This is a genomic window from Lelliottia sp. CFBP8978, assembly GCF_034046055.2.
GTDB lineage: Bacteria > Pseudomonadota > Gammaproteobacteria > Enterobacterales > Enterobacteriaceae > Enterobacter.
In genome coordinates this window covers 1,348,216-1,369,481 of sequence record NZ_CM188253.1, presented here as the reverse complement: position 1 = coordinate 1,369,481, position 21,266 = coordinate 1,348,216, and the positions used below count along the sequence as shown (strand labels likewise).

Sequence of the window (21,266 nt, the reverse complement as noted above, 5' to 3'; positions counted from 1 at the left end):
TCCTTTAGTAATCAATTAATTATTATTTACAGATACGGCGACCAGGCAGGTGATTTTACCTGTCCATCAGTTGCCGGAATACGCGCTTTGAAACGCCCATCTGTAGAAACCAGATTCAGCACAGATCCCATCCCCTGAGAAGAGCTGTAGATTACCATAGTGCCGTTAGGTGCCAGACTTGGCGTTTCATCCAGGAACGTTGACGACAGAACTTGCACGCCACCCGTTACCAGATCTTGTTTGGCAATGTGCTGCTGCCCACCATTGGAGCTGACCATTACCATTAATTTACCGTCGCTGCTCACATCCGCATCCTGATTCTGAGAGCCTTCCCAGGTGATACGCTGCGGAGCACCGCCATTAACATTGACTTTATAAACCTGAGGACGGCCCGCCTGATCTGACGTAAATGCCAGGTTCTGGCTGTCCGGGAACCAGGTTGGTTCAGTATTATTGCTACGACCATCCGTAACCTGACGGATCTGGCCTGAGCCGATATCCATCACGTAGAGGTTCAGGCTACCTGTTTTAGACAGGGCAAACGCCAGTTTTGAACCATCCGGAGAGAACGCAGGCGCACCGTTGTGACGCGGGAACGAAGCGACCTGACGGACAGCACCGTTGGACAGCGTCTGGATAACCAGCGCAGAACGACCGCTCTCGAAGGTCACATAAGCCAGTTTAGAACCATCCGGAGACCATGCAGGTGACATCAGAGGCTGCGGTGAACGGTGAACGGTGAACTGGTTGTAGCCGTCGTAGTCAGAGACGCGCAGTTCATAAGGGAACTGGCCGCCATTAGTCTGAACCACGTAGGCAATGCGAGTACGGAACGCGCCCTTAATACCGGTCAGCTTCTCGAACACCTCGTCACTCGCAGTGTGACCCGCATAGCGGAGCCATTGCTTGTTCACTTTATAGGAGTTTTGAGCCAGCACGGTGCCCGGTGCGCCACCCGTATCGACCAGCTGGTATGCTACGGTGTAGCCACCATCCGGATTTGGCGTCACCTGACCCACAACCACGGCATCAATACCGAGGGCAGACCAGGCCGCAGGTTGCACTTCCTGAGCGGTACCCGGCTGCTGAGGCAAACGAGCACGATCTAAAGGATTAAATTTACCGCTGTTACGCAAGTCAGCCGACACAATGCCGCCAACATCTTCAGGTGCAGCGCCAGGCCCTGCCCACTGGAACGGAACAACGCCAATTGGTCGCGCCGAGTCCACCCCTTGGGTGATCTCGATACGGACCTCTGCGTGCAGCACAGCTGCCCACAGCATAAAGAAACTTACAGCTACACGTAATGCCTGCTTCATCATATCTCCCTTACCTGGGTAACCTTACCCACGATAATTTAGCAGAATGTTAACAAACTCAAATGGACAAAACTACCAGAACCCTGTGACTAAACCTGGTCTATTTTTCCCCGTTTGCACGGGGAAAATGTAAATTAAGGTTTGAAGTCCAACGGCGCATTTTTAAACACTTCATAGACGGCTTGCGAAGGTGGCTTTGGCATCTTCGCCTGACGTGCCGCTGCCAGCGCAGCAGTGCATAAGGCTGGATCGCCCCCTTCAGACTGAATATCCAGCAGCATACCGTCCGGCGCCAGTTTTATACGCAGCGTACACGTTTTACCGGCATAGGATGAGGCATCGTAAAATCGGCTTTCAATCGCGGATTTTATCTGCCCGGCATAGCCACTGATCTCAGCGCCTGAAGCACCGTTATTTTTAGTACTACCACTTCCGGCTGGCGACGCATTGCTTCCTTTCGCTCCACCGCCCGTTTTCGGCGCATTCTTACCTGAACTCAGGTCACCGAAAAGGTCGTCAACATCTGATGCCGAAGCTTTATCCGCTGCGGCTTTTTTCGCAGCGGCGGCTTTGGCTGCTGCTGCTTTATCGGCAGCTGCTTTCTTATCTGCAGCGGCTTTTTCTGCTGCAGCCGCTTTCTTGTCGGCGGCAGCTTTATCAGCCGCAGCTTTTTCAGCGGCGGCTTTCTCGGCCGCAGCCGCTTTCTTAGCGGCATCGGCAGCGGCTTTCTTCTCCGCTTCCTGTGCTGCTTTTTTAGCGGCTTCTGCTTCAGCTTTCTTCTGTGCATCGGCGGCGGCTTTTTTTGCCGCTTCTGCTTCAGCTTTTTTCTGCGCGTCGGCGGCTGCTTTCTTCACGGCTTCCGCTTCAGCGACTTTTTGAGCATCAGCAGCAGCTTTTTTCGCCGCATCGGCAGCTTGTTTCGCCTGAGCGTCCGCTGCGGCTTTGGCTGCCGCCTCTTCCGCCTGTTTTTGCTGCTCCTGCGCTTTCTTCGCCGCAGTCTCAGCCTGTTTCTGCTGCTCTGCCTGCTCTTTCGCCGCTTCTTGCGCCTGCAAACGTTCTTTCTCGAGCTGCTTCAAACGCTCCTGTTCCGCGGCCTGCTTTTCTCGCAGCTCCTCGGCTTGCTGTTGCGCTTGTTTATCTCGCTGCTCTTCAGCCCGCTTTGCACTCGCCTGCTGTTGCTGCTGGCGATTGTAGTTTTGCACTACCGCGCCAGGGTCTACCATGACGGCATCAATGGAGGATCCCCCCCCACCGCCGGCTGACGCGTCAATATGCTCATCGAACGAACTCCAGATCAGCGCTGCAAAAAGAATAACGTGCAGCACTGCTGAGATAATTATCGCTCGCTTAAGCTTGTCGTTTTGTTCGGTTGCCTTTGACACTATCGGTTCCCAAAAACTATGCAGATGATTAAATCGGTTGCGTCATCAAGCCTACCGACTTAACACCCGCGCTATGTAGCAAATTCAGCGCTTTAATTATTTCATCGTAAGGCACATCTTTGGCGCCACCGATAAGGAAGACCGTTTTCGGATTTGACTCCAGGCGACGTTTTGCTTCAGCAATAACCTGCTCTGGCGGCAGCTGATCCAGACGATCTTTTTCTACCACTACGCTGTACTGCCCGACACCGGAGACTTCAATAATGACAGGTGGATCATCATTGCTGCTCACCGCCTGTGATTCTGTCGCATCCGGCAGATCAACTTCTACGCTTTGGGTGATAATCGGTGCCGTTGCCATAAAGATCAGCAGCAGCACCAGCAGAACATCCAGCAGCGGTACAATGTTGATTTCGGACTTAAGTTCGCGACGATTTCGTCCGCGCGCTCTGGCCATGGTTTACCCCTTGTTACTCTCGGTGCTGGTAAACGCCTGACGGTGCAGAATCGCAGTGAACTCTTCCATAAAGTTGTCGTAGTTCAGTTCCAGTTTGTTCACGCGTTGGTTCAGTCGGTTATAGGCCATAACCGCCGGAATGGCGGCGAACAGACCGATTGCGGTCGCGATCAGCGCTTCTGCGATACCCGGTGCAACCATTTGCAGCGTTGCCTGTTTCACCGCGCCCAGCGCGATAAAGGCATGCATAATCCCCCAGACGGTACCAAACAGACCGATATACGGACTGATAGAACCGACGGTGCCGAGGAACGGAATATGGGTTTCAAGTGATTCCAGTTCACGGTTCATAGAAATGCGCATCGCACGAGATGCCCCTTCAACGACCGCTTCTGGCGCATGATTGTTAGCGCGGTGCAAACGAGCGAACTCTTTGAACCCGCTATAGAAAATTTGTTCGGAGCCTGAAAGGGTATCCCGACGCCCCTGGCTTTCCTGATACAGACGAGAAAGCTCAATACCAGACCAGAACTTGTCTTCAAAGGCTTCGGCTTCACGGCCCGCAGCGTTAAGAATGCGCGTTCTCTGGATAATAATGGCCCAGGAGGCGATTGAAAAACCAATCAAAATCAACATGATAAGTTTAACCAGAAGGCTAGCCTTCAGGAACAAATCAAGGATATTCATGTCAGTCACTGCTTAAACTCCGCGACAATAGACTTAGGAAGCGCACGAGGCTTCATGATGAGTGGATCAACACAAACAATCAGGACTTCTGCTTCGTTCAGTACCGTGTTCTCTGCATTGACGATCCGCTGCGTGAAAACCATTGAGGTTCCGCGCATTGATGTTATTTCCGTTTGGACTTCGAGCATATCGTCGAGTCTGGCGGGTGCAAAATACTCCAGCGTCATCTTGCGTACCACGAAGGCAACTCGCTCAGCCAACAAAACCTGCTGGCTAAAGTGATGATGGCGCAGCATCTCAGTGCGTGCACGTTCATAAAATGCAACGTAGCTGGCATGGTAGACCACACCACCAGCATCGGTATCTTCGTAATAGACCCGAACCGGCCATCGAAACAGCGTTGTATTCACTTTACATCCTGGTAATGCAACAAAAGTTAGAGCTTTTAAACTTCGCTACTATACGCGCGGGAATGATGGTTTGGAATGGGGGAAAGTAAACGGAGAGTAAATTTTTATGGGCTCGGGTAAGCCCATAAGATTAACGGACAGTTCTTATTCAGTTGAAGAAAAAGATCAGTCCAGCGAGAAGCACTAAATCAGCGACCAGCGGGCAGAAAATACCTTGCCAGTGAATCGCTTTTGGACGAAACCCTACGCCGTGAATGACGCCTGCACAAACTGCCCACATGATGAAGAAACCATGCCAGATTTCCAGCTCACTGGTTTTCGCCGCAAAGCGCGACGGGTCCCAGAAAATGCAGCCTGCCAGCAGTAATGCCATCACTAAGGAAAGCGCCCTTAACGGGCGCTTGTCCATTACCGCATAAAGCTTTGCGATAACATTCATCATCAGTGCTTTTCTTCACCGGTTTGGGTCGCTTCGATATGTTCAAGCGCCAGCGCGGTAATGACACCAAATGCACAGGCAAGAAGCGTCCCTAAAATCCATGCGAAATACCACATATTCAGCTCCTTACTTAGTACAGGGAATGAGTGTTGCTTTCGATGTCTTCTTTCGTGATACGACCGAACATTTTCCAGTAACACCAGGTGGTGTAGAGCAGAATAATCGGTACGAACACGCAGGCAACATACGTCATCAGGTTAAGCGTCAACTGGCTTGAGGTCGCATCCCACATTGTCAGGCTCGCATTCAGCATCGTGCTGGAAGGCATCACGAATGGGAACATAGCCACACCCGCAGTCAGAATGATGCACGCCAGAGTCAGTGAAGAGAACACGAATGCCCACGCGCCTTTTTCCAGACGAGAGGTCAACGTCGTCAACAGTGGCAGCAACACGCCCAGAGCCGGGATCGCCCACAGCGCAGGTGTATTGTTGAAGTTCACCATCCAGGCGCCCGCCTGACGAGCCACTTCTTTGGTCAACGGATTTGACGGTGCAGCGTGATTAATAGCCGACGTCACCACGTAGCCATCAATACCGTATACCACCCAAACGCCAGCCAGCGCGAAGCAGACCATTGTCACCAGCGCAGCGACCTGTGCCGTCGCGCGTGAACGCAGATGTAATTCACCCACGGTACGCATCTGCAGATAAGTCGCACCCTGAGTGATGATCATCGCCACACTCACCACGCCCGCCAGCAGACCAAACGGATTCAGCAGCTGGAAGAAGTTACCGGTGTAGTACAGACGCATGTACTCATCGAGGTGGAATGGCACGCCCTGCAACAGGTTACCGAATGCCACACCGATAACCAGCGGTGGAACGAAGCTACCGATGAAGATGCCCCAGTCCCACATGTTGCGCCAGCGCGTATCTTCAATCTTGGAGCGGTAGTCAAAACCGACCGGACGGAAGAACAAGGATGCCAGCACCAGAATCATCGCCACATAGAAACCGGAGAACGCAGCGGCGTAGACCATCGGCCAGGCAGCAAACAGCGCGCCGCCTGCGGTGATCAGCCACACCTGGTTACCGTCCCAGTGCGGGGCGATGGAGTTGATCATGATTCGACGCTCGGTGTCATTACGACCGAGGAAACGGGTGAGCATGCCCACCCCCATGTCGAAACCGTCAGTGACCGCAAAACCAATCAGTAAGATACCGACCAGCAGCCACCAGATAAAACGCAATACTTCATAATCGATCATTTGACGACTCCTGTCTTAGCGTGCCGGCTGAGTAGCCACAGTGGACTGCTCGTAGTGGTAGCGACCGGTTTTCAGGCTGCTTGGGCCAAGGCGTGCAAACTTGAACATCAGGAACAGCTCAGCCACCAGGAACAGGGTATACAGGCCACAAATCAGCAGCATGGAGAAAATCAGATCTCCGGCAGTCAACGAGGAGTTAGCCACTGCCGTAGGCAGAACCTCACCAATTGCCCATGGCTGACGACCATATTCCGCCACGAACCAGCCGGACTCGATAGCAATCCATGGCAGTGGAATACCGTACATCGCGGTACGCAGCAGCCACTTTTTCTGACCGATACGGTTACGAATCACGGACCAGAAGGACGCCGCGATAATCAGCAGCATCAGGATGCCGCAACCGACCATGATTCGAAACGCGAAGTACAGTGGAGCCACGCGCGGAATAGAGTCTTTGGTTGCCATCTGAATCTGCGCTTCGGTCGCGTCTGAGACATTCGGCGTATAGCGTTTAAGCAACAGGCCGTAACCCAGGTCTTTCTTCACGTCGTTGAACTGATCGCGAACAGCCTGATCGGCAGAACCGGAACGCAGCTGCTCCAGAAGCGCGTAAGCTTTCATACCGTTACGGATACGCTCTTCATGCTGCACCATCAGGTCTTTCAGGCCAGTGACCTGCTTATCGACTGAACGGGTAGCAATAATGCCCAACGCGTAAGGAATCTGGATCGCAAAGCGGTTTTCCTGCGCATCTTGATCGGGAATACCAAACAGGGTAAACGCCGCCGGAGCCGGCTGAGTTTCCCATTCGGCTTCGATAGCCGCCAGTTTGGTTTTCTGCACATCGCCCATTTCGTAACCGGATTCATCACCCAGAACAATAACAGAGAGAATTGCCGCCATACCGAAGCTTGCCGCGATGGCAAAAGAGCGTTTAGCGAATGCGAAATCACGACCGCGCAGCATGTAGTAAGAGCTGATGCCCAGAACGAACATCGCGCCGCAGACATAACCAGACGCCACCGTGTGAACGAATTTCACCTGAGCAACCGGATTCAGGACTAGCTCCGCAAAGCTGACCATCTCCATACGCATGGTTTCGAAGTTGAAATCAGACGCGATAGGGTTCTGCATCCAGCCGTTCGCGACCAGAATCCACAGTGCGGACAGGTTTGAACCTAATGCCACCAGCCAGGTGACGGCCATATGCTGGACTTTACCCAGACGGTCCCAGCCGAAGAAGAACAGACCTACAAAGGTGGATTCGAGGAAGAAGGCCATCAGCCCTTCAATGGCCAGAGGCGCACCGAAGATATCCCCGACATAGTGGGAATAGTATGACCAGTTAGTCCCGAACTGGAACTCCATGGTCAGACCCGTTGCCACACCCAGAGCAAAGTTGATACCAAACAACTTGCCCCAGAACTTGGTCATATCTTTATAAATCTGTTTGCCGGAGAGGACGTAGACCGTTTCCATGATGGCCAGCAGGAACGCCATACCGAGCGTCAGTGGCACAAAAAGGAAGTGGTACATCGCGGTCAAGGCAAACTGTAAGCGCGACAGTTCGACTATATCTAACATCATGACTCCTTGCTCATCGCATGAAGACTCCGAGAGTGAATCCCGTCAGAAAGGGTTCACACACATGCCCCAATACAAAGTTATCTGTTTCCCCTCTCCACAACGTCATTCTTCAGATGAGGAAAAAGTAGTGATGAAAGGTTACAAATACGTTAATAAAAAACTCAAATTGATCCCGCAAATATAATACGCTGCAAAACCCTTACAATAAACAGGTTTTTATTGAATCACTTTTACGTTTTACGACGGTGATCAATATATAGCGAATTTACTACTTTTCAGCCAATTTGATCGCGGACAATTTAACGCCTTTTGAGGTGTTTTTCCAAGCATTAAACATTGATTTAAATCAAAAACGCGACTTTATGTTAATGGTGTTTAAATGCAGTAGCCATAGTAAAATCAATGTTAATGATATGTAGATTTGATCACTGCAATGGTTAGCGAATGCGGAATGAGATATAAATAATAGTGATTTTTTTTAACGCTGCTTGTCGTCTCGCTTTATAAAGCTGACAAACATTAAGGATAGCGGCTTAGACTTCTTTTTCCATTTCGGCAATAGCTCAGCCAAAAATAACATTTATTTTACCCATCACCAGCCTCTAATTAACACCACGCCGTGACTATACCGTTAACGAAATGATCACCGGAACGTGTCCGCCAATCTGTTCGAGTGAATTTTAGACAGATTTGATACTGCGGAAGGTGGCTGCTGCATACTCAAGCAGGCAGAAGAACCGATGTTCATCGCGCATTCCTGCCCGGCAGCTCCGCCAGGCAGGTTTTGCCGCTGCTTAGAGCGTAAACGTCATACCGATGCGGTAACGCGACTCGGCGATACCGTCTTCTCCTTCGTAAAAACCTTGTTTATCCAGGTAATCGTATTCCACATACGGGCTGAACCAGCTGTTCCATTTATAACGTAGCGTAACGGCATTTTCCGTTGCCGATGATTTATCATTCTTATATTTATAATCATCATTAACATGTTTATATATCGTTCCCTGATAGAGTACGCTCCACTGTGGATTAATTTTATAACCCAAATACAGATCCAGACGGTTAACGCTATCCCGATGAGACTCACCGCTACCATTCACCGTTTCATAAGTATTATAGTCATAGCGATAACGTAAACTTGTATTTAAATCGGCAGTGATTTTATAATTCAGGCGTAAATAGGGCCGAATTTGTGTACCATTGCTGCTCCAGTGATAAATGCCTCCAGGTTGAAAACTCCATTGTTCCGTTAACGGAATCGTGTAATTAGACTCTATTTCATTATAATCTGACTTACTGTCACCAAATGAATGAGCACCGTCCGATTTATCCCCACCATTTGCACCTCTGCCGTTACTTTTATTATTTTTGTTATCGGTTTCGATACTTCCCCACCAGCCACTCTTCCAGCTCTGGCTGACCTTATAGCGCGATTCATATGAGTGACTACCCGCTCTGTAGCCGCCTCTGACGTCAAACGTCAGTGCCTGACAAACAAGCGGACACGCTGTAACACAAGACAGTAATAACCATTGCCATTTTTTCTGCATAATCCATACCTTGATACTTTATAAGCTGAGATACGCAATATTTACTGCGTTATCACACCGAGACCAAACCACAGGGAGGCATAATATTCATTAATTAAAATCGGTCACTCTTATTATTTTAAAAACAAGATCACCCACACACTTTTTATTGAAACAGTGTTTTGTTTTTATATTTACGAAAAATAGATCATTTTTATAAATGGTTTTAATGAATTAATTCATGGTGTTTATATATTTTTTATATTAATTAATTTTTACCGTATTTAAAAATCTGTGAGCATCATCAAGCACGGGCAGATATATTTCCAATAGCATTAATTGAAATTGCATTTCATTTTTAAAACAACAAAATTTCAACGCACTCAAGGAAGGCATCGTGAAGATAAAAAAACTACGCTGGTACATTATTTCACTCGTTATGCTCGGCACCATTATTAATTACCTCGCACGCAGCACGCTAGGCGTTGCTGCCCCGGAAATGATGAAAACATTGCATCTTTCCAGCGAGCAATACTCGTGGATCGTGTCAGTGTTTCCGTTTACCTACGCCATCGGCGGGATCGCCTGCGGTTTCATCATCGATAAGTTTGGCTTGCGCTTCAGCTTTAGCATACTGGCCATGCTGTGGTCACTGTGCAACATGTTAACCGCGCTTTTCAGCAGTTGGTTACCGATAGCCTGCCTGCGCGGCGGCCTCGGTTTAACCGAAGCGGCATTTAACCCGGCTGGTATGAAAGTGACCGCCGAATGGTTCCCGGCAAAAGAGCGAGGGCTGGCCTGCGGGATCTACAGCCTGGGGACATCACTCGGCGCGATGCTCGCCCCGCCGCTCGTGGTTTGGGCCATCCTTAATTACAATTGGGAAATGTCGTTTGTGGTTACCGGCGGGATGGGGATTCTGTGGAGCATTTTGTGGCTGGTGTGCTATCGATCGCCGGAAAGCCATCCGGCGCTGCTCAAAGCGGAATATGACGAAGTTCAGGCTGACAACGGTCTGGTCGTGACGACGGAAAAAGCGACCCTCAGCTCGATGATCAAAGACAAAAATTTGTGGGCCATCTCTTTACCCCGCTTTATGGCTGACCCGGCCTGGGGAACCCTGCACTACTGGATGCCGCTGTATCTCGTCACCGTGCGTCATATGAATCTGAGTGAAATCGCTATGTTTGCCTGGCTTCCGTTCCTGACGGCGGATTTAGGCTGTCTGGCAGCCGGATACATCTCGAAGTTTCTTAATAATCGAGGCATTCACATTATCAATGCTAAACGCATCACCTTTACCTTCGCGGCGTTGCTGATGCTGGCGATGGCGGCTGTCGGCTACGTCGAAAATGTCTATGCTGCCATTGCGCTGTTTTGCATTGCGGGCTTCGCCCATCAGTGCTTGTCCATCACCGTCATCAGCATGTCGTCCGACCTTTTCCCCAAACAAAAAGTCGCAACTGCCACCGGCTTTGCAGCCTTTACGGGCAGCATGGGAAACTTCGCATTTAGCCTTTTCCTCGGCGCGATGGTTGCCGTGGTTGGCTACAATGCTTTCTTTATTGGACTGGGTGTTTTCGATCTTATTGGCGCTGCGTTCCTGTGGTTGCTCATCAAAAATCCTGCAGCGGCATTCAAACCTGCTGTCGCCTGAACAAGGAAACGACAATGAAATATCAAACACTGTTCTTCGCTTGCCTGCTGTGTTCTGCACCGCTGTATGCCCAGTCCGCTGCTGATTCCTGCCTGACTTACGACTGCCAGCAGATGCAGGAGATAAAAACGAAGATCGCCCAGAATGACGCCACCTACACGCCAGCCATTCAGGCACTGATGAAAAAAGCCGATGCTGCCCTGTTGCATCCTCCGTACAGCGTAACGCAGAAAAAGCTGATCCCGGCCTCCGGCAATAAACACGATTACTACAGTTTTGGCCCTTACTGGTGGCCAAATCCGGATACCAAAGACCACCTCCCCTACATCCGCGACGACGGTAATATCAATCCGTCTTCCAAAACCGATGATACGGACAGCGCGAGGATGGCCCATTTTTCCGATGACATCCGCGCGTTGGCTCTGGCGGTGTTCTACAGCGGCGACCCTAAATATGCGCAAAAGGCGAATGCTCAGCTGCAAACCTGGTTCTTGCACAACGAGACGCGAATGAACCCGAATCTTAATTATGCCCAGGCGATTCCGGGCATCGTGAACGGACGGGGGATCGGCATTATCGACACCCGCGTGCTGATTGATGTCGCCGACAGCATTGTGCTGTTACACAACGCGAAAACACTTTCGGATCAGGATTTCAAACGCTATCAGCGCTGGTACGCTGACTACACTAGCTGGCTGAAAACCAGTCAGAACGGGCATGAAGAATCGAACTGGTACAACAATCATGGAGCCTGGTACGACACCCAGGTTACCGCGTTTTCGCTTTTCACCGGAGATAAAAAACAGGCGACAGAGCAGATTGAGATCTTTAAGCATCGCCATCTGATCTCGCAGATCAACAGCAAAGGTGAAATCACGGCAGAGCTTGAGCGCACCCGCTCCTTCCATTATTCGAATTTTGCCCTCGCCGCCTATGGCCGAATGGGGCGTTACGGGGAGCAGACCGGAAATGACGTGTGGAATTTCCAGCTCGACAGCCGCACTACCAAAAGCGCGTTTGCCTTCATCAGCGAGCAAATGGGCAAACCGGCCAGCAGCTGGCCGTACCCGGAGCTGAAATACACTCCGGAGGAAGCCACCGGCCCGATGCTGGCTGCGGCGAGAGCCTATAAAGATGCCACCTTTACACAGAGCGTCGCCCTTCTGAGCAAAGGGAATGCCGATAATATCAACTTCTTAATGCCCGGCTCTCCGCTGGTGAAATAATCGGGTACAGGTGCACAGTGAAACAATTTACCGCAGAACAACTTACCGCCGCCCGTCAAAATGTCAGCCCGGCGATCCTCGCCGGGCTGATTGAGAGCAACCGCGACGTCATCAACAACGACACGCTGGTGCCCGAAACTGGATGCGCCACCTGGAACCACTACTTCTTCTGCCCTGAGCACAGCGTGCGCTTGCTGTGGAACCGGCACTCGCCCAACAAACATCGCTGCCCCGTGGACGGGGCCGTTTTTACCGGCGAACCCTACTACGGCGCCTGGTGGCGCTGGCTAAACGGATTGAATGCGAAAGCAAGCTACGAGCTTAGCGTTCTCTGGCTACTGACCGGTGAAATACGCTACCGGGATAAAGTGATCGATATTCTGATGCAATATGCAAAGTACTATCCCGACTATCAGGAACACGGCGGTATTCCCTACAACGGTCCTGGAAAAGCCAATGCTCAGACGCTCTGTGAAGCGAATTGTCACGCCGATTTTGCTCGTGGGTTTGACCTGATTCGTTCTGAGCTCACGACCGAACAGAATGAGTATATTGCTACGCGCCTGCTGCGTTGTGGAGCTGATTTTCTGATGCAGCATCGCAGCAATCAGATTCATAACCATGAGGTTAAAATCAGTGCCACCGTCGGCATCATTGGCGCCGTGCTGGAAGAGAATGCTTATCTGGAGTTTGCCGTTAACAGCCCCTACGGCCTGCGTTATCAGCTGGAGAACGCCCTGCTGCCGGGCGGATTATGGTTTGAAGGCTCGCTGCACTATCACTACTACGCCCTGGAAGCCTTTTTCGCCTTTGAGAAACTGGCGAAAAACAGCGAATTTAGCCTGCTGGATCAACCGTTCTATCCGCAGATGCTCAGCCTGCCGATGCAATTCCTGCTACCAGATATGACGCTGCCGAAAGTGAATGATTGCGTAAACGGCCAGGAGCAGCTCGGCCATGCGGATATCTATGAATTTGCGTATTTTTATTATGGCAAAGAGGTGTACGGGCAGTTGCTCTCCTGTCTCTATCGCACCACGCCGCGCAATCATATCGACGCGTTGTTTTACGGCCAACCGCTGCCCGCTAACGCCCTGCAAGCCCCGACCGCCAGCGAACACCACCCCGGCGCAGGTTTTACCCTGATCCGAAACGCACCGGGCCGGGCCGTATGCATCAAACATGGCCCGTACGGTGGGGAGCACGATCATTACGATCGTCTGAACCTGATGGTTTTCAATCAGGGAAAAGCGTTGTTTCCCGATCTCGGCACGACGGGCTACGGCGCACCGCTGCACTACGGCTACTACAAAAACTCATTTTCACACAATACATTATGCGTGAACGGGTTGAACCAGCCACCCGCCGTCCCGCACGTGCTTCGGTATAATGAAACACCTGCTGCTACGCACCTGGTTACCGAAGTGGACTGGAAAACCCAGGCCGCCCTGCCCGACAGCAAAACGCGCGTGGAGTGGGATGAGGAATCCTACCACGATGTCGTTTTCCGCCGCAGCGTACAGGTTACGGAAAACCTGCTGATCGACAGGTGGGATATCGAGAATCCTCATGCCCAGTGCGTGGATGCGATCTACCTGATTCGCGGTGAATCCCGGCCTGATATGCCGCAAACCGGGATCAGCTTGTGTTATCCCTACGTCCACCAGGCCACACAAATGCCGCTGAACAGTCAGACTGACTTACGCTATCAGGCTGATAAACCCGTGACAATCAGCTGTTTTTCGCTCAGCAACGCGCACGTCATTCAGGCCAAAGGGCCGGACAATCCCTCGACGTCCGAACTGGAGTATCTGATTTTGCGCAGCCATGACCCACGGATTTGCTGGGTGTTTGTGACGGACTTAAGCGGCGAAAGTGAAGTCAATATCGAGGCACAGGAGGGGGAAATCGCCGTGACGGATAAAAGGTTAAACCAGGATTACCGGGCATAAAAAAGGCCGCTTTTCAGCGGCCAACCATGTCGAAACGGACATTTATTATGTTAAAGCCCCCCTTGCGGAGAGCAGAGAGGATTTACTTAATGATAGATTTCAGTGCGTCGCCGATATCGGCCAGGCTGCGAACGGTTTTAACACCCGCCGCTTCCAGCGCAGCAAATTTCTCATCCGCCGTGCCTTTACCACCCGCAATGATGGCACCTGCGTGGCCCATACGTTTGCCTTTTGGCGCAGTCACGCCCGCGATGTAGCCCACAACCGGCTTGGTGACGTGATCTTTAATGTAGGCAGCCGCTTCTTCTTCTGCGCTACCGCCGATCTCACCGATCATCACGATCGCTTCGGTCTGCGGATCTTCCTGGAACAGCTTCAGGATATCAATAAAGTTAGAACCCGGAATCGGGTCACCGCCGATGCCCACACAGGTGGACTGGCCGAAACCGTAATCGGTGGTCTGCTTAACCGCTTCATACGTCAGCGTACCGGAGCGAGACACGATGCCCACTTTGCCTGGCTTGTGAATATGGCCAGGCATGATGCCGATTTTGCACTCGCCTGGGGTGATCACGCCCGGGCAGTTTGGCCCGATCATGCGCACGCCGGCTTCATCCAGCTTCACTTTCACGGTCAGCATATCCAGCGTCGGGATGCCTTCGGTGATGGTGATAATCAGTTTAATACCTGCGTCGATGGCTTCCAGGATTGAGTCTTTACAGAACGGAGCCGGAACGTAGATCACGGTCGCCGTTGCGCCAGTGGCTTCTACCGCTTCGCGCACGGTGTTGAACACCGGCAGACCCAGATGCGTGGTACCGCCTTTGCCTGGCGTCACGCCGCCAACCATCTGCGTACCGTAAGCAATTGCTTGTTCGGAGTGGAAAGTCCCCTGGCTACCGGTAAAGCCCTGGCAGATAACTTTAGTGTTCTTATCAATCAAAACGGACATTATTTCCCCTCCACTGCGGCAACAACCTGCTGAGCTGCATCCGTCAGACTTTTCGCTGCAATAATATTCAGGCCACTGTCAGCCAGTTTTTTCGCGCCGAGTTCAGCGTTGTTACCTTCCAGACGAACCACAACCGGGACGTTCACGCCCACTTCTTCTACCGCGCCGATAATACCGTCAGCGATCAGATCGCAACGCACGATACCACCGAAGATGTTCACCAGAACGGCTTTCACCTTGTCGTCAGAAAGAATGATTTTGAACGCTTCGGTAACGCGCTCTTTGGTCGCGCCGCCGCCCACGTCGAGGAAGTTTGCCGGCTCGCCGCCGTGCAGTTTAACGATGTCCATAGTACCCATCGCCAGGCCCGCACCGTTAACCATGCAGCCGATGTTGCCATCCAGCGCCACGTAGTTCAGTTCCCACTGTGCAGCCTGCGCTTCACGCGGGTCTTCCTGCGACTGATCGCGCATTTCACGCAGATCGGACTGGCGGAACAGCGCGTTGCCGTCAGCGCCCAGTTTGCCATCGAGGCAGATCAGATCGCCCTGAGTGGTGATCACCAGTGGGTTGATTTCGATCAGCGCCAGATCGCGCTCCAGGAAAATAGTCGCCAGACCCATGAATATCTTGGTGAACTGTTGAACCAGTTTACCTTCCAGACCCAGTTTGAACGCCAGCTCGCGTCCCTGGTAAGGCATAGGACCCGCCAGCGGATCGATAGCCACTTTGTGGATCAGGTGCGGCGTCTCTTCCGCCACTTTCTCGATTTCCACGCCGCCTTCGGTAGATGCCATGAACACCACGCGACGGGAGCTACGGTCTACAACCGCGCCGAGATACAACTCTTTCGCGATATCGGTCGCCGCTTCGACCAGGATCTGGTTAACCGGCTGGCCGTTTGCGTCTGTTTGATAAGTGACCAGGCGTTTACCCAGCCAGTGTTCAGCAAACGCGCGAATCTCTTCTTTGCTCTTCACAACCTTCACACCGCCCGCTTTACCGCGGCCACCAGCGTGAACCTGACACTTAACTACCCAAGGGCCGGAACCGATTTTAGATGCGGCTTCTTCTGCTTCACGTGGGGTAGTACAGGCATAACCCACCGGAGCCGGTAAGCCATACCGGGCAAACAGCTGTTTGGCCTGATATTCATGTAAGTTCATGTGTTCTATCCATCCTTCAGGTAATCGTTATCTTTAAACCTGTAGACCGGTGCGGTATTCATGCCGGACGGCGCTCCGCTTATCCGGCCTACAGGGCAGGTGATGCTAAAAAATGACTACACGTCCAGCAGCAGACGCGTTGGGTCTTCCAGCAGCTCTTTAATCGCTACCAGATAACCCACAGATTCACGACCATCAATCAGACGGTGATCGTAAGAGAGCGCCAGATACATCATCGGCAGAATCTCAACTTTACCGTCTACCGCCATCGGGCGATCTTTAATGGCATGCATGCCCAGAATCGCGCTCTGCGGTGGGTTGATGATTGGCGTAGACATCAGGGAACCAAACACGCCGCCGTTGGTAATGGTGAAGTTACCGCCGGTGAGATCGTCAACGGTCAGCTTGCCGTCACGGCCTTTCAGCGCCAGCTCTTTGATTTTCTTCTCGATATCCGCCATACCCAGGGTGTCAACATCACGCAGAACCGGGGTCACCAGGCCGCGCGGCGTAGAGACCGCCATGCTGACGTCGAAGTAGTTGTGATACACAACATCTTCGCCATCAATCGAGGCATTCACTTCCGGATAGCGTTTCAGCGCTTCAACCACCGCTTTCACGTAGAAGGACATAAAGCCCAGACGGATACCGTGACGTTTTTCAAACGCGTCACCGTACTGCTTACGCAGATCCATGATGGGCTTCATGTTGACTTCGTTGAACGTCGTCAGCATCGCGGTGGAGTTTTTCGCTTCCAGCAGACGCTCGGCCACACGCTTACGCAGACGCGTCATCGGCACGCGTTTTTCACTGCGTGCGCCCAGCGCAGGCTGAGCAGCAGGTGCGGCTTCAGGTGCTTTGGCTTCTTCTTTTGCCGGTGCTTTCGCCAGATGTTTTTCGATATCTTCACGCGTCAGACGGCCACCGACGCCGGTGCCTTTAATGGCGCTGGCTTCAAGATTGTGTTCACCCAGCAGGCGACGGATCGCCGGGCTGAGTGCATCGTTCGTTTGTTCTTCCAGAGAGGCCTGCTGACGCTGAGCCGGAGTGGACTCTTTGCTTTCAGATTTGGCACTGGACTCTTTGCCCGCGCTATTGCCTTCGCGCAGGCGGCCCAGGATCTGACGGGAAGTGACGGTCGTGCCTTCATCTTCCAGCACTGCATCCAGAACGCCATCCGCCGAGGCCGGTACTTCCAGTACCACTTTGTCAGTTTCGATTTCTACCAGCACTTCATCGCGCTTAACGCTATCGCCCGGTTTTTTATGCCAGGTCGCTACCGTTGCATCAGCCACGGATTCAGGCAGGTCGGGAACAAGAATATCTACGCTACTCATTATGTATCCTTAAATTATTCGACGTTCAGCGCGTCATTCACCAGATCTTGCTGTTGCTTCTGGTGAACGGACATATACCCTACCGCCGGAGAGGCGGAGGCCGGGCGACCTGCGTAACGCAGGGCAGACCCAAATGGAATCACATCACGGAAATGATGCTGGCTGCAGTACCATGCGCCCTGGTTGAGCGGCTCTTCCTGGCACCAGACAAAATCATGTACGTGTGCGTACGGTTTCAACGCTTCCTGCACCGACTGATGCGGGAACGGATAAAGCTGCTCGATACGCACAATGGCGACATCTTTCTGATCTTTCTTGCGGCGCTGTTCCAGCAGGTCGAAATAAACCTTACCAGAACACATCACGACGCGCTTCACGGCCTGCGGATCCAGCTCGTCAATCTCACCAATCGCCGGCTGGAAGGTCCCGTTCGCCAGCTCGTCCAGAGAGGACACGGCCAGCGGATGACGCAGCAGAGATTTCGGTGACATCACCACCAGCGGACGACGCATCCCGCGCAGCGCCTGACGACGCAGCATGTGATAAACCTGCGCAGGAGTGGATGGCACGCAGACCTGCATGTTCTGCTCGGCACAAAGTTGCAGATAACGTTCAAGACGCGCGGAGGAGTGCTCCGGTCCCTGCCCTTCGTAGCCGTGCGGCAGCAGCATCACCAGGCCACACATACGGCCCCATTTCTGCTCGCCGGAGCTGATGAACTGGTCGATAACCACCTGCGCACCGTTGGCGAAGTCACCGAACTGCGCTTCCCAGATAGTCAGGGTGCGCGGTTCCGCCGTGGCATAGCCGTATTCAAACGCCAGTACCGCTTCTTCAGACAGCACGGAGTCCCAGACCTTGAACTGGCCCTGACCGTTATGCACGTGCTGCAGCGGGGTGTAGGTTGAACCGTTGGTCTGGTTGTGAATCACCGCGTGACGGTGGAAAAAGGTTCCGCGTCCCGCATCTTCACCGGACAGACGCACCGGAATGCCCTCGTCGACCAGCGTGGCGTACGCCAGGTTTTCTGCGCCGCCCCAGTCGAACAGCTTCTCGCCCTCTGCCATTGACTGACGGTCAGAGTAGATTTTCTGCACGCGGGACTGCATTTCGATCGCTTCTGGTACGGTGCTGATGCGTTTAGCCAGCTCCTGCAGACGCTTCATCTCCACCTTGTTCGGGTAGCTCTCATCCCACTCGTGGTTGAGGTACGGCGACCAGGTAAAGGAGTGCATGTTCATCGGACGCAGCTCTTTCACCACACACTCGCCGGCATCCAGCGCATCGCGGTACAGATTAACCAGTTCGGTTGCATCTTCCAGGGTCGCGATTTTGTCAGCTTCCAGTTTGTCAGCGTAGATTTTGCGCGGCGTCGGATGTTTTTTGATTTTCTGATACATCAGCGGCTGGGTTGCACTCGGCTCGTCCGCTTCGTTATGGCCGTGACGGCGATAGCAGAACAGGTCGATGAACACATCGCGTTTGAAGGTATTACGGAAGTCCAGCGCCAGACGGGTAACGAAAGCGACGGCTTCCGGATCATCCGCGTTCACGTGGAAGATCGGCGCCTGCACCATCTTACCAATGTCGGTACAGTACGGCGTAGAGCGCGCATCCAGCGGGTTCGAGGTGGTGAAGCCCACCTGGTTGTTAATCACGATGCGAACAGTACCGCCCACTTCGTAACCCCGCGCTTTGGACATGTTCAGGGTTTCCTGAACCACGCCCTGCCCGGTCACTGCCGCATCACCGTGAATGGTGATTGGCAGCACTTTGTTGCTGCTTGGCTCGTCCAGACGATCCAGACGCGCGCGCACGGAACCGATCACCACCGGGCTTACGATTTCCAGGTGCGACGGGTTAAACGCCAGCGCCAGGTGAACCAGACCACCTTCAGTTTCGATATCTGAAGAGAAGCCCATGTGGTACTTCACGTCACCGGTGCCGAGATGTTCTTTATGTTTACCCGCAAATTCGTCGAACAGGTCCTGTGGTTTTTTACCCAGAACGTTGACCAGCACGTTCAAACGACCGCGGTGCGCCATACCCAGCACCACTTCACGCGTACCGCTGTTGCCCGCATGGCGGATCAGCTCTTTCAGCATCGGCACTAATGCATCGCCGCCTTCCAGCGAGAAGCGCTTCGCACCCGGGAATTTTGCACCGAGATAGCGTTCAAGGCCTTCCGCTGCGGTCAGTTCGCTCAGGAAGCGTTTCTTCTCATCAACGCTAAAGCTGGCGTGGCCGGTCACTGACTCAATGCGCTGTTGGATCCAGCGTTTTTCGTCAGTGGAGGTAATGTGCATGTACTCTGCGCCGATCGATCCGCAGTACGTTTCTTTGAGTGCCTCAAGCAACTCGCCCAGCTTCATCGTGTCTTTGCCGCTGGCAAAAGAGCCGACGTTAAAGGTTTCCTGGAAATCAGCCTCGGTCAGATCGTGATATGCCGGATCGAGATCCGCCACACGTTCTTGTTTCCACAGTCCCAGCGGATCGAGGTTCGCATGCTGGTGACCACGGAAGCGATAAGCATTGATGAGCTGCAGGACTTTGACCTGCTTCACATTGGTATCAGGGTCAGAGATGGAGGAGGAGTAACGTGAGGCATCCTTCGCCAGACGACGGAAATAATCACGTGTTTTGGAATGGAATTGATCCGGTTTGACCCCAGTGCCAGGTAACTGCTGGAACATGGAACGCCAGTTAGCGTCCACTGAGTCAGGATCGGTTAAGAAGTCTTCATAGAGCTGTTCGATCCAGCTTTGGTTTGCACCAGAGAGGAAAGAAGAGTCCAGCCAGGCTTTCATTGCGCCGTTCTGCATCGTGATCCCTTAAGCATTTTTATGCTTATTTCGCCGTAGAAACTACCACGCACACCTCGTGTACGTGCCGGGGTTCACCTGCGAGCTCTTCTTGGCTCGCGAAGGAACCTTTAAAAACTGCCATTAATCTTCTTCGTTCAGGCTGCGACATCGTTGGCTGCCTTCGCTTACCCCTGTCACATAGTGAACTATGCTCCCGGGGATGCGCTCAGTTGCCGCCTTGTCTCGCTCTGAACGCCTCGATTACTGGATATGCCATTGTGGCGGTTTTTAAAGATTTCCTGCACTCCGTTCCCTCTCCCCTGTGGGGAGAGGGTTAGGGTGAGGGGAACAGCGCTCCCCTCTTCTTACTTAGGCACTGCGTTGCAACAGCATCGACTTAATATGGCCGATGGCGCGCGTCGGGTTCAGCCCCTTAGGACATACACTGACGCAGTTCATAATGCTATGGCAGCGGAATACGCTGAAAGCATCACTTAACCCTTCAAGACGGCTATCGGTTTCCGTATCGCGGCTGTCAATCAGGAAGCGATACGCGGCCAGCAGGCCAGCCGGGCCGATAAACTTGTCCGGATTCCACCAGAACGACGGGCAAGAGGTCGAACAGCATGCACAGAGAATACACTCATACAGGCCATCGAGTTTTTCACGCTGCTCTGGCGACTGTAAATGCTCGCGAGCGGGTGGATTTTGCCCATTATTCAACAAGTAAGGCTTAATCTTCTCATATTGTGCATAGAATTGCCCCATGTCCACCACCAAATCGCGAACGACCGGCAGGCCAGGCAGAGGACGAATCACAATTTTCTGACCTGCGCGCTGTAACGCAGAGATCGGCGTGATACAGGCGAGGCCATTTTTGCCGTTCATGTTCAGGCCGTCGGAGCCACACACCCCTTCACGGCAGGAACGACGGAACGACAGTGTCGGATCCTTTTCTTTCAGCTGCATTAACGCATCAAGCAGCATCATGTCACGGCCTTCTTCCGCTTCCAGGGTGTAATCCTGCATATGCGGAGCGTCATCAACATCCGGGTTATAACGATAAACTGAGAATTCGAGTTTCATTATCCT

The 21,266-nt window shown here is 52.6% G+C and carries 18 protein-coding genes; 3 read left to right on the top strand and 15 right to left on the bottom strand.

Annotation, left to right across the window (positions count from 1 at the left end):
- Window positions 1-26: 26 nt before the first annotated feature.
- From tolB to SOM82_RS06300, 10 genes are all read right to left on the bottom strand, one after another.
- A complete protein-coding gene (tolB, locus tag SOM82_RS06345) occupies window positions 27-1,319 on the bottom strand; it encodes a Tol-Pal system beta propeller repeat protein TolB (protein ID WP_320460068.1) in 1,293 nt (430 codons plus the stop codon).
- A 134-nt stretch (window positions 1,320-1,453) separates the two neighbouring features.
- Window positions 1,454-2,701 carry a cell envelope integrity protein TolA gene (tolA, locus tag SOM82_RS06340; RefSeq protein ID WP_320459931.1) on the bottom strand — a complete coding sequence of 416 codons (1,248 nt, stop codon included), beginning with the start codon at window positions 2,699-2,701 and terminating at the stop codon, window positions 1,454-1,456.
- A gap of 28 nt (window positions 2,702-2,729) precedes the next feature.
- Window positions 2,730-3,158, bottom strand: coding sequence for a colicin uptake protein TolR (gene tolR / locus SOM82_RS06335; protein WP_154126716.1), 429 nt, complete (start codon window positions 3,156-3,158; stop codon window positions 2,730-2,732).
- A 3-nt stretch (window positions 3,159-3,161) separates the two neighbouring features.
- Window positions 3,162-3,854, bottom strand: a complete 693-nt coding sequence (tolQ, locus tag SOM82_RS06330) for a Tol-Pal system protein TolQ (protein WP_320459930.1) — start codon at window positions 3,852-3,854, stop codon at window positions 3,162-3,164.
- A complete protein-coding gene (gene ybgC / locus SOM82_RS06325; RefSeq protein ID WP_012016634.1) occupies window positions 3,851-4,255 on the bottom strand; it encodes a tol-pal system-associated acyl-CoA thioesterase in 405 nt (134 codons plus the stop codon). The genes tolQ and ybgC overlap by 4 nt, the downstream gene beginning before the upstream one ends.
- 148 nt (window positions 4,256-4,403) lie before the next feature.
- Window positions 4,404-4,694 carry a cyd operon protein YbgE gene (gene ybgE, locus SOM82_RS06320; RefSeq protein WP_154126799.1) on the bottom strand — a complete coding sequence of 97 codons (291 nt, stop codon included), beginning with the start codon at window positions 4,692-4,694 and terminating at the stop codon, window positions 4,404-4,406.
- 2 nt (window positions 4,695-4,696) lie between these two features.
- Window positions 4,697-4,810 (bottom strand): cytochrome bd-I oxidase subunit CydX, encoded by a 114-nt coding sequence (gene cydX / locus SOM82_RS06315; RefSeq protein ID WP_154126715.1) that lies wholly within the window; start codon window positions 4,808-4,810, stop codon window positions 4,697-4,699.
- Between the two features lie 14 nt (window positions 4,811-4,824).
- On the bottom strand, window positions 4,825-5,964 hold the full coding sequence (cydB, locus tag SOM82_RS06310) for a cytochrome d ubiquinol oxidase subunit II (protein WP_154126714.1): 1,140 nt from the start codon (window positions 5,962-5,964) through the stop codon (window positions 4,825-4,827).
- 15 nt (window positions 5,965-5,979) lie between these two features.
- Window positions 5,980-7,548 carry a cytochrome ubiquinol oxidase subunit I gene (gene cydA / locus SOM82_RS06305; protein ID WP_154126713.1) on the bottom strand — a complete coding sequence of 523 codons (1,569 nt, stop codon included), beginning with the start codon at window positions 7,546-7,548 and terminating at the stop codon, window positions 5,980-5,982.
- Window positions 7,549-8,345: 797 nt separating this feature from the next.
- Entirely contained in the window at window positions 8,346-9,101 is a 756-nt protein-coding gene (locus SOM82_RS06300; RefSeq protein WP_320459929.1) for an oligogalacturonate-specific porin KdgM family protein, read from the bottom strand.
- Between the two features lie 376 nt (window positions 9,102-9,477).
- On the opposite strand from SOM82_RS06300, the gene SOM82_RS06295 reads away from it, so the two are divergent.
- The 3 genes from SOM82_RS06295 to SOM82_RS06285 are packed head-to-tail and all read left to right on the top strand — an operon-like array spanning window position 9,478 to window position 13,915.
- The gene (locus SOM82_RS06295) at window positions 9,478-10,737 is read left to right on the top strand and encodes an MFS transporter (protein WP_320459928.1); all 1,260 of its coding nucleotides are present in this window, start codon (window positions 9,478-9,480) and stop codon (window positions 10,735-10,737) included.
- Window positions 10,738-10,751: 14 nt separating this feature from the next.
- Entirely contained in the window at window positions 10,752-11,963 is a 1,212-nt protein-coding gene (locus tag SOM82_RS06290) for an alginate lyase family protein (protein WP_320459927.1), read from the top strand.
- Window positions 11,964-11,980: 17 nt separating this feature from the next.
- The gene (locus tag SOM82_RS06285) at window positions 11,981-13,915 is read left to right on the top strand and encodes a heparinase II/III domain-containing protein (RefSeq protein WP_320459926.1); all 1,935 of its coding nucleotides are present in this window, start codon (window positions 11,981-11,983) and stop codon (window positions 13,913-13,915) included.
- A gap of 82 nt (window positions 13,916-13,997) precedes the next feature.
- Here SOM82_RS06285 and sucD read toward each other — a convergent pair whose 3' ends face one another.
- The 5 genes from sucD to sdhB form a co-directional block, all read right to left on the bottom strand.
- A complete protein-coding gene (gene sucD / locus SOM82_RS06280) occupies window positions 13,998-14,867 on the bottom strand; it encodes a succinate--CoA ligase subunit alpha (RefSeq protein ID WP_154126712.1) in 870 nt (289 codons plus the stop codon).
- Window positions 14,867-16,033, bottom strand: a complete 1,167-nt coding sequence (sucC, locus tag SOM82_RS06275; RefSeq protein ID WP_154126711.1) for an ADP-forming succinate--CoA ligase subunit beta — start codon at window positions 16,031-16,033, stop codon at window positions 14,867-14,869. The genes sucD and sucC overlap by 1 nt, the downstream gene beginning before the upstream one ends.
- A gap of 116 nt (window positions 16,034-16,149) precedes the next feature.
- Window positions 16,150-17,370, bottom strand: a complete 1,221-nt coding sequence (gene odhB, locus SOM82_RS06270; protein WP_154126710.1) for a 2-oxoglutarate dehydrogenase complex dihydrolipoyllysine-residue succinyltransferase — start codon at window positions 17,368-17,370, stop codon at window positions 16,150-16,152.
- A gap of 14 nt (window positions 17,371-17,384) precedes the next feature.
- Entirely contained in the window at window positions 17,385-20,192 is a 2,808-nt protein-coding gene (sucA, locus tag SOM82_RS06265) for a 2-oxoglutarate dehydrogenase E1 component (RefSeq protein ID WP_320459925.1), read from the bottom strand.
- Between the two features lie 351 nt (window positions 20,193-20,543).
- Window positions 20,544-21,260, bottom strand: a complete 717-nt coding sequence (gene sdhB / locus SOM82_RS06260; protein ID WP_154126708.1) for a succinate dehydrogenase iron-sulfur subunit SdhB — start codon at window positions 21,258-21,260, stop codon at window positions 20,544-20,546.
- Window positions 21,261-21,266: the final 6 nt, after the last annotated feature.